Here is a 12,470-nt window from a genome sequence, read left to right on the forward strand (position 1 = left end):
TAGGCTCATGCCCAAAGCACTTTTGCTTGCTTCTTTCATCTTAATTTCAATCACCGGTTTTAGCCAAGGAGAAAAAGCAGTATATGTAGACACGCTAAGTGCAGAAAGAAATTTCATGCAAACAGATGTTTACAGAAATGGCATCAAGCTAAAAAAAGACAAATTCAGTTCACTCCTTCTAGGAAGCAGTAAATGGTATAAAAAAAATAAAATAGCTAACATTATATTACCTGCTGGTCCAATAATCTCCGCAGGCGGAATCTATCTAGGCTATGACGCCATAAAGGGTGTTCCTATGGTTTATGTAGAAGACGGTATTGAATATCCGTATGTGGTAAGAAGTCTCCCAAAACTTCTCGGTGGCCTTGCACTTTTTGTGACCGGGCTCTGCTTAGTGGAGTCTGCAAACGAAACTAAAGCCAATGCTACTAATTGGTATAATCAAGACCTTGTAAAAAATCTTAAGAAGAAAGAAACCTCTTTTAAACTCAATTTAGGTATCAGCAATTCTGGTGGAGTAGGACTTACCGCTAACTTTTGACAAAAAGGACATGGTTTGCCCATATAAATAGGTAAATTTGTGGGTAATTTTCTTGAGTGAACATAACCAAAAAAAATGAATCCAAATAATTCAAATTTTGATTCTGCAAAACAAATCTTTCTTGCCTTTTTGGAGAACAAGCAGCTTCGCCGAACTCCGGAACGCTTTGCGATATTGGAAGAAATCTATAGCCGTACCGACCATTTTGATGTAGATGACTTATACATCTCCATGAAAAACAAGAAGTATCAGGTTAGCAGAGCCACCGTTTATAACACCCTTGACCTTTTAGTGGAATGTGACTTGGTTACCAAACACCAGTTTGGCAAAAACTTAGCTCAGTACGAGAAAGCTTTTGGTTCAAGACAGCACGACCACCTTATTTGTTTAGACTGCCATAAAGTAGAAGAGTTCTGTGACCCTAGAATCCAGAATATTCAAACAATGGTAGGTAGTGCCTTAAAGTTTGATGTGATGCATCATTCCTTAATATTTTATGGCAACTGCAAAAAGGAAAATTGCGAAAACAAAACAGTTTAAAAAGAAATCAAAATAAATTTTAGCGTCTTAGATATTTAGTATGGTAGATATATTATTGGGTTTACAGTGGGGTGACGAAGGAAAAGGAAAAATAGTAGATGTATTGGCTCCAAACTACAAAGTGGTTGCCAGATTTCAAGGTGGACCTAACGCAGGTCACACATTAGAGTTTGACGGAATAAAACACGTTTTACATCAAATTCCATCTGGAGTATTTAGAAAAGACTGTAACAACATCATTGGAAATGGTGTGGTATTAGACCCTGTTATTTTCAAAAAAGAAATCAGTAGCCTTACGGAGAAATTTGCGATGGATTTGACTCAAAATCTTATCATCTCTACCAAAGCTTCCATCATTATTCCTACACATAGGTTATTAGATGCAGCTCAGGAAAAAGCAAAAGGTGTAAACAAAATAGGCTCAACTTTAAAAGGAATTGGCCCAACATATACCGACAAAGTAGGTCGTCATGGTCTTAGAGTTGGTGATATTTTATCGCCCTCTTTCAAGGACAAGTATAATAAGTTAGTTGATAAACATAAGCAACAATTAAGCTTCTTGGAATTTGAAATTGAAGCTTTAGAAGAAGCTGAAAAAGTATTCTTTGAGGCTTGTAAATTCTTGAAAACATTCAAAATAACAGAAACCGAATACACTGTAAACAAACACTTAGAAGACGGAGAAAAAGTGTTAGCAGAAGGTGCTCAAGGCTCTCTTCTAGATGTTGACTTTGGTTCATATCCTTTTGTAACTAGTTCTTCTACCACAGCATCTGGTGTTTGTGCCGGATTAGGTGTGGCTCCTGGAAAAATTGGCGAAGTATATGGTATTTTCAAAGCATATTGCACAAGAGTGGGTAGCGGCCCTTTCCCTACCGAACTAGAAGATGCTACAGGTGAATTGATGCGTAAAGAAGGTAATGAGTTTGGAGCTACTACTGGTCGTCCTAGAAGATGTGGCTGGTTAGACATTCCTGCTCTTAAATACACCGTAATGCTTAATGGAGTTACGCAGTTAGTCATGATGAAAGCTGACGTATTAAATATTTTTAAGGAACTGGAAGTATGCGTAGGTTATAAATTAGCAGACGGAACAGTAACCGAGCAAATGCCATATGACCTTTGTGACGAAACGGTAACTCCTGTTTACGAAACAGTAAAAGGATGGGATTGCTCTTTAGAAGGCATCACGGATTTTGAAAAATTACCTCAAGAACTTAAGGACTACGTAAAATATATTGAAGATAAAGTAGGTGTTGGTATCACTTATGTATCTACTAGCCCTGACAGAACAGCAACTATAAAACGATAAGCTTTCAATGGACAAAAATCTGGCAAATTATCTTTTCCATAACGAAACACTCTATATAAACACGAGTATTTCTGAAACTGAGAACACAGATAAGAAGCCAGTAAAAGTTGAACAGAAAGCTGCGTCTAATAATACGATAAAGGAGAGGGTTGAGGTGGAAGCACCTCAACCTCAACCTCAACCTCAACCTCATAAAGAAGTCAAGACTCCAGAAGTAAGTTCGGAGGAAGCAGTACCATTCAAAATGAGTACGCCGCACTTGGTAGTTCTAAAAGGGATTACTGCAGAGGAAAGAGACTTTTTAGTCAAAGTACTCATGGCTCTTAATATGTCATTAGCAAAAGTTGACCTACTGGATACTTTAAAATATGACAATCCCGATTTCAAGGAGATTATTTATAATAACAGCATTCAGTCTATCTTGTTTTTAGGTGAAGAGGCCGGCGGTGATTTCTTACCAAAACTTAGGTTAGCCCCTTATACTTTAAAGGAGATAAAGAATATCAACTTTCTACACACTGCTAATCTCAAAGACATTAGTCTTAACAAAAACAACGAGAAAAGGATGCTTTGGGAAAACCTCAAAAGCCTTTACGGAAACTAGTATTCACTAGTTCCTCAAAAAACTCACTCCCTTTTTTTCATAATTCACTCCAAGAAATAGGCTATTCGTCGGAAAGGCCTGTTGCTGCACGCCCTTTTAGGCCAGTTTTGTATCATCGAAAGCGAAACAAATACAAAACATGAAAAAAATATACCTACTCTTACTCTTAATAATTACGCTCCCTGCTTTAAGCCAAACCATAATTAGCGGAAAGGTTGTTGACAACAAAGGTGAAGGACTTCCTTTTGCCAACATCTCTTTAGAAGGAACCTATGATGGAGGTTCTTCAGACATTGACGGAAACTTTAGCTTTAGTACAGAAGAAAAAGGCGACCATATACTTCAAGCTTCTATGATAGGTTATAGAACGTTAAAGGAAAATATAGCCATTACAGATACTGAAATATCAATTGACTTTAAACTTACCGAAAGTATTAACTCGCTAAATGCTGTAGTAGTAACAGCCGGAATGTTTGAAGCCTCAGACGAAAAGAAAATGGTGATGCTTAAGCCAATGGATATTGTCACCACGGCAGGTGCAGGTGCCGACATTGTGTCTGTTATGCAATTTCTCCCTGGAGCAAACCGCGTGGGGGAAACCGAAGGCCTTTTTGTAAGAGGTGGCTCAGCTAATGAGACCAAAACCGTCATAGACGGAATGATAGTACAAAATCCATTTTTTAGTAGCACGCCAGATGTACCACAGCGTGGACGATTTAATCCATTTATGTTTAAAGGCACTGCCTTTAGCACTGGAGGATACTCCGCCATGTATGGTCAAGCCCTTTCTTCAGTACTTTTATTAAACACACAGGACAAGCAAGGTGAAAACAGCAATATAAACCTTGGGCTAAATATGGCTGGAGCCACGGCCTCATATACCCATAAAGGCTGGATTACTGGAACTGTAAACTATACCAACCTTTCTCCTTTACTTAACTTGGTAAAAACCAACATTGACTTTGAAAAAGTACCTCAGGGCTTTGGAACATCATTAACTATCAATGAAAATTTTGCCAACAACAGCTCTTTAAAAGTATACGGTACCTATACCGATAATTCATCGGCATTAGTATTGCCAACCTATGATGAACAAAACGGCACTTACCTTTTTGAGAATAACAATGTCAACACATTTAGTAATGCATCTTATAGACGCTCTTTTGACGAAGGAAACTGGGTTATGCAAGCAGGCCTATCTTACAGTAATAATAAAGACAATTTACTAATTGACGATATCAACTCTGACAGAAATGACAAAAGAACCCAAGCTAGAATGGTTTGGAGCAGGTTATTTGGCGAAGAGCAAAGTAGTTCTATAAACTTTGGAGCCGAGTACCATGACATCAAACTCTCTAACCTTTATGGCGAATATAAGCTCAATTTAAATGATAAATTCACAAGCATATTTGCAGAATCAGAGTTTTATATTACCTCTAAACTGGCTGGAAGGTTAGGTCTAAGAACAGAACATTCCTCTATAATAGGCGAAATGAACTTAGCCCCGAGAGTTTCGCTGGCTTATAAAGCAGGTAAATATGCTCAGTTTTCTTTAGCCGCAGGTAGGTTCTATCAAAACCCAGACAAAGAGTACCTATATATTAATCAAAACCTCGGTTATGAAAATGCAGACCATGTCATTTTAAACTACCAAGTAAAGAAAAACGACAGAACTTTTAGAACAGAAGTCTTCTATAAAAAGTACAACAACCTGGTAAGCGAAGAGACAGATAGTTTTGACCCTAACCCATACAGGTTCCCGACAGGGTTAACAGACAACTCAGGTAAAGGATACGCACAAGGCTTTGATGTATTCTTTAGAGACCAAAAGTCATTAAAAAGCGGAGATTTCTGGCTAACCTACTCTTACCTTGACACCGAGCGACAATTTAAAAATTATAGTAGCCAGGTTCTACCAAGCTTTGCTTCAAAGCATAACTTCTCAGCTATTTACAAACAATTCTTTGATGCCATAGCCACCAATGTGGGTGTAACATTTACACACACTTCAGGCAGACCAATTTATACCATAAATGAAGATTTTAAAGATGTAGAATACACCAAAGCTTTTCAAAACCTAAGCCTAAGTGCCAGTCATGTTAAGCAGTTTGGAAATCAGTTTGTAGTCTTCTACGCTACACTTGATAACGTACTCGGTAGAAACAACATATTCGGCTATCGTTATTCTGCCGATGGCAAAGAAAGATACGCTGTAAAACCAACATCTAACCGCTCTTTCTTTTTTGGAATTAACTGGACCATTGGCCAGCTAAACGGTAGAAGCAAAGAAGCAGACCTTAATTTTTAATTCAATACTAATTTTTTAAACATAAAAACAATCAAAATGAAAAAAGTAGCCCTTCTAATTACACTAGCCTTCGGTATATTTTCAGCATCCGCTCAAAAGCCTGCCTATGAAAAAACAATGACCGACTTAGTCTCAAAAATGCAACAAACACAGTATAATGAAAGCTTACAGCCATTAACAAATAAAATGGAAAGAATAGCAGCAGCAGAAACCGAAGAGTGGCTTCCTGCATACTGGGCAGCTTACGGTCATGCCATGGAATCTTTCAGAAAACAAGACTCTGGCGAAAAAGACCAACTTTTAGAATTGGCAGAAAAATCTCTAGCTAAAGCTGAAGCTATTTCTCCAGAAAATGATGAAATAGAGGTTTTGAAAGCTCAAATAGCCTCTGCAAGACTAAGCGTAGACCCAATGAACAGATTCCAAACTTATGGTCCAAAATTCGGAAGTTCCCTTGAACTTGCTGAAAAAATAAACTCAACTAACCCAAGAGTTGTATACCTAAAAGCTATGAATGCTTTCTATACACCAGAAAATTTTGGAGGAGGAAAAGCAATAGCGAAGCCGCTTTTTGAGCAAGCCTTAGATAAATACAGTAAATTCGAACAAAAATCTGCCATGCACCCAAGCTGGGGTAAAATGGAATCAGAATATTTTCTTTCACAATGTCAATAAAAACTATGTCGACTAAGCCTTTAGGATACGCTGAACTTATTACCAATTCAGAACGAGTACGCCGTAAAAACAGTTTTATAAAATTTCTATTTGTTTTCCCAGCCGCCTTTATAGCCTATATCATTCATGGCGGAATAGGCCCTCTTTTACAAAGCTGGTTTATAAACTTAGAATTTCTTATTCCAATGTTCCAAACTGCTCTTTTTTTGCATTTTTTAGGTAAAGCGAATATCCTAAAAGGCTTTGACAAGTTTGTTTCCATTTTTAATGGAGACGCCTGGCAAAAAAATAAAGTTCTTCAATACATTCCCGCGAACGTGGCTAATAGCTGGATACCTTTTTTTGTAAATCTAATGATTTTCATGGCTATGATGATAGGTTTCCAAATAGGGCTTAGCATCTTCTCAAAGATGGGCTTCATACAATCATTTCTAGAAAAATGGAATATACTATATCCAAATGCTGGCTCCGCTCCTATTTACGCTTTCTGGAAAAATAGTGTCATAGTACCTATAGCACTGTCTTTCCTCTCAGTGGTGAGCAACTGGCTGTTCTTAGACAAATTGAATGAAATTAAATAATGATAGGCTCCCCCTTATATAGCAAGCCATTTTTAAGCGATGAACTCAAAACCCTTGAGCTGCAAACAGCATGGGGCGATATTGAGATTATTGGTGGCGACCACGAAGAATACAGAATTGAGGTCTACCCTTTTAAAAGAGGTTTGTTTAATCTTTTTTTTCAGGAGCGAATGAGCAAAGCTGCTTTTGAACGACTTCAGTTTAGAATCGTAAAAGAAGGAGATAGCCTCATCATCAAAAGGTTGTCTTCTCCAAAAAGCTGGTTTGACGCCTTATTTTCAGGTTCTCAGGTCTCATTCAGAATTTTTGCACCAAAAAACTTATCAGTTAAAGTAAACTCAAGAATAGGTGACGTTACACTTATAAATATTGAAGGAAAGCACTTTATCAAAAGTTCGGTAGGAAAAACAACGCTAAAAGGAGTAAGTGGCGAAGTCAAAACAGCCGGAAAGAATTTTGGAGGAGGTCTTTTCATACAGCATTGTGATGGGGATATAGAGCTCCACACCAGCGGAGGTAATGTTAACGTTCTAAGTTCAGAGGGAGCCCATACGTATAGCACCAATGGTGGTAATATTGACATTGCAGATTTCACTGGCAATCTCAGCGTTAAAACTAAGGGCGGAAACATCAAGGTAAATAGACTCTCTGGCGAATTAAAGGCACTTAGTTGGGGAGGAAATGTCAATTTGCGAGGCATGCGAGCCAACATAGCCGCCACCACAAAAGGCGGCAACATAAAGGCCGACATGGATGAGCTGAAAGAGTTTTTATTTCTAGAGAGCAGTGGAGGAAATGTAACCAGTTATATTCCTCAAAACGCTAATATGACTTTAGATGCCAGAGGCAGTAGAGTCAAAAATTATGGGAGCTTCCATTTTAATGGTTTGACGGCTAGAAACCAGTTGAACGGTGTTGCTAATAATGGAGGTGTGAATGTAACGCTCAGAAGTCGTGGAGGGAATGTCAAAATTTATGAGCATCACACTTCTGAGACAAGGCCAACTCCAGCAAGAGCAAAAGCTGATTATTCTAGCAATTCAATAGTTAAACCCATATCTCAGCCTAAAGTCGATTCCTCTACACCATCACCTAAGCTTTCTTCTAAACCCACTCCTTCACCTGCCCCTTCTACTAGGAGAAGTACCATAAAGCCTAAAAAAAGAGATTGGAAATTTAAGCCCTATATCCCCTCATTTACCCAAGCCTTATACGCCTTTTTGTTTACTGTCCTTTTTGTTTATGGATTAAACAGTATTACCTATTTCACCTCGGAGCTTTTCAATCCCACTTCCTTAGAAGCGGAACAAAATAAAGCCGTAGCTCTATTAAACCTCACTACCGGACTTTCCTCTTTTCTAGGTGTCATTTTATTCTTGACATTTCTGGAGCAATATATTCAGCCTAAATGGGGAAAATACTTAGTCTTGATTGGGCTCACCACATTTTCTTTTCTAGTCATTCATATGATGATAAATGGATATGCCGGCAGCCTGACAAATCCTCAAGAATTCTGGCAGTATTTCAATAATATTACTCAGCCAAAAGATTACTATCTTTCTTCAAACCTTGCTTATATCTTTTATGGCGTAATACCTTCCTTTGTGGGTTGTACTTTTTATGCATTCTGGAGCCGCTCTACTAATCTTAATAGGAAAATATCTGAGCAAGAGTACCAACTCCTCACCATGGAAAAGCTAAAAACGCAGGCTCAGCTAACTGCTTTGGAAGCTAGAATCAATCCGCATTTTCTTTATAATTCGCTTAACAGCATTGCTGGGCTAATTCATGAAGATCAAGATAAGGCTGAAGATATGACGGTGGAGTTGTCAAAACTGTTCAGGGCTTCCACCGGAAGAAACAATAAAAGCAACCATACCATTGGCGAAGAAATAAGCCTAGTAAAATCTTACCTCGCTATAGAACAAATGCGTTTTGGCGATAGATTGAAATTTAACATTGACGTCCAAGATTCTTTAAACGATAGATTGATACCACGGTTTCTTTTACAGCCTTTGGTCGAAAATGCTATTAAACATGGAATTTCTAAAATAGCTTCTCACGGAGAAATCAAAGTTACTATTCAGGAAATAGAAGACCATATTCAAATTGACATTCATGACAACGGCCCAGATTTTGGCGAATCTGTTTCTGGCGGATATGGCCTTAAAAGTGTCAAAGACAAACTTGCAATGATATATGGAGACCAAGCATCTCTTCAAATCAGCAACGACCCTATTAAAAATATTCGAATTAGCATAGACAAAAAACATGATTTACAAAACACTATTAATTGACGATGAGCCTTTAGCTATTAGCCGATTAAAAAGGTTACTAGCAAAATTTGAAGATGTATTTGAGGTAATTGACCATGCAAATAATGGACAAGAAGGCGTAGAGAAAATTGAATCTTTAAAGCCAGACCTTATTTTCTTAGACATTGAAATGCCAATCATGAATGGCTTTGAAATGCTTTCTAATTTAGAGCACATACCTACGGTCATTTTTTGTACAGCCTTTGACCAGTACGCTATTCAGGCCTTTGAAGAAAACAGTTTAGACTATTTGCTTAAGCCCGTAGAAAAAGAACGTTTACAGAAAACAGTAGACAAACTTAAAAGTCAAGCAAGTCAAAAAGCTTCAGGATTTGAACAAATTGCTCTTCAAAAACTAATGGAGCAGCTAAATCCTAAAAAAGACCTTCATAGCATTACAGTGAAGTCTGGCGATAAAATCCTCTTTGTTTCACTTAACGAGATAAGTCACTTTCAAGCAGAAGACAAATATGTGTTCTTGAATACGCTTGACGGCAAACAATATTTGACAAATCATACTATCACATCTTTGGTAGAGAAACTTCCAAGCGAGTTTGTTAGAATTAGCAGAGCAGCCATTATTCAATCTTCCAGAATTCAATACATGGAAAAAGCTTTTAACGGAAAATTCACCATTCAGTTAAAAGACCAAAAAGGCACCAAATTAGAGTCCGGGAGCAGTTACTCGGATAATATTAAAAAGTTAATGGAGGTTTAAAATGCCAACAGCTTCCTGACTTGCTCGTTGATAAAACCTTCATAAGTCAGATTTGCAATTTGCTGTCCGTCAAAATGCTTCGCAATTTCCCCAAGCTTTACACGAAGCCCAAGCACATTGGCACCCATGTAACTTAAAATATCATCAAGATGGCTTAAGCCAATAGCGTTTCCTTGAACACCGCTTGATAAGCCTACCAAAGCAATTTTCTTGTCAAGTAAAGAATCAGGGTATCTTAAACCATCAATAAAGGTTTTGAGAACACCAGGAAAAGAACCATTGTACTCCGGCACAAAAATGAAAGCTTTTGAAACAGCATCTAAGTTTGTCTGAAAATCATTATAACTAACGTCTTTACCTCTATTATGATAGAGAGCAGAAAAAGCGAAACTCTCTGGCAATTCTTGGAGGTTAATCATTACAGTTTCATTACCCTCTGCTTCAATTTTTCTTTTATAATAATTTGCCATCTCTAAAGAGAGAGCACCCGTACGATTAGTCCCAACTATAATTCCGATTTTTTCAGACATCAAATATGCTTTACATTATTAAATCCAAAACAAATTTAAGAAACTTAGGTTCAAAAGCCTGAGCGACAACATTAAGTGCTTAAAGCCAAAAAGTGTCACGTTTTTTTACATATAGCTTCAAAAAGCTTACCTTTGACAACGTTCCCATAGATAGAAATGGGCTTCTTTCTTAGTTTAAAGAAAATCTAATTATAATACTAAAATATAACATTAATGAGTCAATCTTTGGTAAAGCCGGGTGTAGTAACTGGTGAAGCATTAAACCAATTGCTTCGTCACGCTAACGAAAACAATTACGCTCTTCCAGCTGTAAACGTGGTAGGTACTAACTCTATCAACGCAGTTTTGGAAACAGCTGCAGCATTAAACTCTCCAGTAATCATTCAATTTTCTAATGGTGGAGGTTCTTTCTACGCCGGAAAAAGTTTATCAAACGACGGCCAAAAAGCGGCTATCGCTGGTTCTATTTCTGGTGCTTTGCATGTACATCACATGGCTGAGCACTATGGTGTACCAGTAGTATTACATACTGACCACTGTGCCAAAAAACTTTTACCTTGGATTGACGGTCTTTTAGATGCTGGCGAAGAGCATTTCAAAAAAACTGGTAAGCCTTTATTTAGCTCTCATATGATAGATTTATCAGAAGAGTCTCTTGAAGAAAACATGGAGATTTGCTCTGAGTATCTTAAGAGAATGGCTAAAATAGACATGACCTTAGAAATAGAATTAGGAATTACTGGTGGAGAAGAAGATGGTGTTGACAATACTGATGTAGATAGCTCTAAGCTTTACACGCAGCCATCTGAAGTAGCTTATGTTTATGAAACACTTAAAGCTATCTCTCCTAACTTCACCGTAGCAGCTGCTTTCGGAAATGTTCATGGTGTTTATAAGCCAGGTAATGTTTCTTTACAGCCAAAAATCCTTAAAAACTCTCAAGACTTTATCCAAGAGAAATTCAAAACTGGTCCTCTTCCAGTAAACTTTGTATTCCATGGTGGTTCTGGTTCTTCTAGAGCAGAAATCAGAGAAGCTATAGATTACGGTGCTGTTAAGATGAATATTGACACTGATATGCAGTGGAGCACTTGGGAAGGAATTCTTGAGTATTACAAAAAGAACGAGGCTTACCTACAAACTCAATTAGGTAACCCAGATGGTGATGATGTACCTAACAAAAAGTACTATGACCCAAGAAAATGGCTTAGAGAAGGTGAGTCTAGCATGGTAGCTCGTCTTAAAATTGCATTTGAAGATTTGAACTGCATTAATAGAATTGAAGGATTGGTTTAACACTCCTTTAGAATCTTTTAAAATCCCGTTGATTAATTTCAACGGGATTTTTTTATGCCCAATAGTATCAATCCAATCCCAGCCAAAACTCCCTAAAAGTTCAAATTGAACAATTCTAACAGCCTTTTGTACAGCAAAAAGCAAAAGTCCTAGCATTTTCATCAAATCGTTAAATATCAATATGTTACCTAATTGTTAATTAGCATTGTACTTTTTAAAGTACTTATAGCAAGGTTTAATTAAACATAGTATTTTTCAAAGATTATGATAGGATTGTGATATGAATCTCTTGGATACCCAACTCCGCCTATTGCATTGTATCAGCACATTACCCTATGTTTGTAATGTCAAAGGGAATAAAACAAAACGCTTTTGACATGTAACAATCTAAGAATTCACAGTTTAGAAAACTTAAAAGAAGAACAAAATGAAAAAGTTAATTTTATCAGCGGTTATGTTAATTGGATTATCAGCCGTAACAAAAGCAGTAGCAAACGATCACATTCACTCTACTAACTTAGTAGAAACAGATTTAAATGTGAAGGCCATGAATGGTCTTAAATTCAAAGTGACAGCTTTGAACATTGTAGAGAAGTCAACATTGGTTTTGAAAGACGATAGAGGAACTGTTATCTATAAAGCACCTGTACAAGATAAAGATTACGTAAAAGTATTTGATTTATCTTCTCTTCCAGACGGTGACTATAGTTTAGTATTGTCTTCAGGAAAAGAAAGCTCAGTTAAGTCTTTTCAAATCAAAACTGAAACTACCAGATTAGTATCTAATCTGTAATATAAACTAGTCAAAGAGCTTAGGCTACTTTGGTTTCGAAACCTTCACTTTTAAAGTGGAGGTTTTTTTATGCCCTAACACCTCCTAAAAAATAACCCTAAGTATCTCGGCTCCTAGGCCTTCCCAAAATAGCACCTACATTTCGTTAGCACCAGTTATCTCTAAAATCCATAGAGCTGGTCTAAATTCATATACATTCATACCCCACTGAAGTATCGCCGTCCTGTTCTAAAACGATTAGACAATTATCGAAATAA

12 protein-coding genes are annotated in these 12,470 nt (G+C 37.3%); 11 read left to right on the forward strand and 1 reads right to left on the reverse strand.

What is annotated here, in order from left to right; genetic code table 11:
• Positions 1 to 7: 7 nt before the first annotated feature.
• The 9 genes from AC0L6O_RS19630 to AC0L6O_RS19670 all read left to right on the forward strand — a co-directional run bounded on the left by AC0L6O_RS19630 (position 8) and on the right by AC0L6O_RS19670 (position 9,594).
• Positions 8 to 541, forward strand: a complete 534-nt coding sequence (locus tag AC0L6O_RS19630) for a hypothetical protein (protein WP_473304781.1) — start codon at positions 8 to 10, stop codon at positions 539 to 541.
• A gap of 75 nt (positions 542 to 616) precedes the next feature.
• The gene (locus AC0L6O_RS19635; protein WP_341228231.1) at positions 617 to 1,081 is read left to right on the forward strand and encodes a Fur family transcriptional regulator; all 465 of its coding nucleotides are present in this window, start codon (positions 617 to 619) and stop codon (positions 1,079 to 1,081) included.
• A gap of 40 nt (positions 1,082 to 1,121) precedes the next feature.
• Positions 1,122 to 2,393 (forward strand): adenylosuccinate synthase, encoded by a 1,272-nt coding sequence (locus tag AC0L6O_RS19640; RefSeq protein WP_473304783.1) that lies wholly within the window; start codon positions 1,122 to 1,124, stop codon positions 2,391 to 2,393.
• Between the two features lie 7 nt (positions 2,394 to 2,400).
• Positions 2,401 to 2,997 carry a hypothetical protein gene (locus tag AC0L6O_RS19645; RefSeq protein ID WP_473304785.1) on the forward strand — a complete coding sequence of 199 codons (597 nt, stop codon included), beginning with the start codon at positions 2,401 to 2,403 and terminating at the stop codon, positions 2,995 to 2,997.
• A 139-nt stretch (positions 2,998 to 3,136) separates the two neighbouring features.
• Positions 3,137 to 5,305 (forward strand): TonB-dependent receptor, encoded by a 2,169-nt coding sequence (locus AC0L6O_RS19650; protein ID WP_473304787.1) that lies wholly within the window; start codon positions 3,137 to 3,139, stop codon positions 5,303 to 5,305.
• Between the two features lie 36 nt (positions 5,306 to 5,341).
• Positions 5,342 to 5,980, forward strand: a complete 639-nt coding sequence (locus tag AC0L6O_RS19655; RefSeq protein WP_473304789.1) for a hypothetical protein — start codon at positions 5,342 to 5,344, stop codon at positions 5,978 to 5,980.
• Positions 5,971 to 6,561 (forward strand): hypothetical protein, encoded by a 591-nt coding sequence (locus tag AC0L6O_RS19660; RefSeq protein WP_473304790.1) that lies wholly within the window; start codon positions 5,971 to 5,973, stop codon positions 6,559 to 6,561. The genes AC0L6O_RS19655 and AC0L6O_RS19660 overlap by 10 nt, the downstream gene beginning before the upstream one ends.
• On the forward strand, positions 6,561 to 8,858 hold the full coding sequence (locus AC0L6O_RS19665; protein WP_473304792.1) for a histidine kinase: 2,298 nt from the start codon (positions 6,561 to 6,563) through the stop codon (positions 8,856 to 8,858). Before AC0L6O_RS19660 ends, AC0L6O_RS19665 begins: the two co-directional genes overlap by 1 nt.
• Positions 8,833 to 9,594, forward strand: a complete 762-nt coding sequence (locus AC0L6O_RS19670; protein ID WP_473304793.1) for a LytR/AlgR family response regulator transcription factor — start codon at positions 8,833 to 8,835, stop codon at positions 9,592 to 9,594. The genes AC0L6O_RS19665 and AC0L6O_RS19670 overlap by 26 nt, the downstream gene beginning before the upstream one ends.
• On the opposite strand, the gene AC0L6O_RS19675 is transcribed toward AC0L6O_RS19670, so the two are convergent.
• Positions 9,591 to 10,124: an NADPH-dependent FMN reductase gene (locus tag AC0L6O_RS19675; RefSeq protein WP_473304795.1), complete on the reverse strand. Its 534-nt coding sequence runs from the start codon at positions 10,122 to 10,124 to the stop codon at positions 9,591 to 9,593. The genes AC0L6O_RS19670 and AC0L6O_RS19675 overlap by 4 nt on opposite strands.
• 213 nt (positions 10,125 to 10,337) lie before the next feature.
• On the opposite strand from AC0L6O_RS19675, the gene fbaA reads away from it, so the two are divergent.
• Both fbaA and AC0L6O_RS19685 read left to right on the forward strand, forming a co-directional pair.
• On the forward strand, positions 10,338 to 11,420 hold the full coding sequence (fbaA, locus tag AC0L6O_RS19680; protein ID WP_473304797.1) for a class II fructose-bisphosphate aldolase: 1,083 nt from the start codon (positions 10,338 to 10,340) through the stop codon (positions 11,418 to 11,420).
• 427 nt (positions 11,421 to 11,847) lie between these two features.
• Entirely contained in the window at positions 11,848 to 12,213 is a 366-nt protein-coding gene (locus AC0L6O_RS19685) for a hypothetical protein (RefSeq protein ID WP_473304799.1), read from the forward strand.
• Positions 12,214 to 12,470: the final 257 nt, after the last annotated feature.

It is taken from the genome of Arcticibacterium sp. GJ41-1 (assembly GCF_055808875.1).

Excerpts from the sequence above, each read along its gene's own strand:
- AC0L6O_RS19665 (WP_473304792.1), top strand. The coding sequence starts at position 6,561 with ATGATAGGCTCCCCCTTATATAGCAAGCCATTTTTAAGCGATGAACTC.
- AC0L6O_RS19655 (WP_473304789.1), top strand. The coding sequence starts at position 5,342 with ATGAAAAAAGTAGCCCTTCTAATTACACTAGCCTTCGGTATATTTTCA.
- fbaA (WP_473304797.1), top strand. The coding sequence starts at position 10,338 with ATGAGTCAATCTTTGGTAAAGCCGGGTGTAGTAACTGGTGAAGCATTA.
- AC0L6O_RS19635 (WP_341228231.1), top strand. The coding sequence starts at position 617 with ATGAATCCAAATAATTCAAATTTTGATTCTGCAAAACAAATCTTTCTT.
- AC0L6O_RS19670 (WP_473304793.1), top strand. The coding sequence starts at position 8,833 with ATGATTTACAAAACACTATTAATTGACGATGAGCCTTTAGCTATTAGC.
- AC0L6O_RS19645 (WP_473304785.1), top strand. The coding sequence starts at position 2,401 with ATGGACAAAAATCTGGCAAATTATCTTTTCCATAACGAAACACTCTAT.
- AC0L6O_RS19675 (WP_473304795.1), bottom strand. The coding sequence starts at position 10,124 with ATGTCTGAAAAAATCGGAATTATAGTTGGGACTAATCGTACGGGTGCT.
- AC0L6O_RS19685 (WP_473304799.1), top strand. The coding sequence starts at position 11,848 with ATGAAAAAGTTAATTTTATCAGCGGTTATGTTAATTGGATTATCAGCC.
- AC0L6O_RS19630 (WP_473304781.1), top strand. The coding sequence starts at position 8 with ATGCCCAAAGCACTTTTGCTTGCTTCTTTCATCTTAATTTCAATCACC.
- AC0L6O_RS19660 (WP_473304790.1), top strand. The coding sequence starts at position 5,971 with ATGTCAATAAAAACTATGTCGACTAAGCCTTTAGGATACGCTGAACTT.
- AC0L6O_RS19650 (WP_473304787.1), top strand. The coding sequence starts at position 3,137 with ATGAAAAAAATATACCTACTCTTACTCTTAATAATTACGCTCCCTGCT.
- AC0L6O_RS19640 (WP_473304783.1), top strand. The coding sequence starts at position 1,122 with ATGGTAGATATATTATTGGGTTTACAGTGGGGTGACGAAGGAAAAGGA.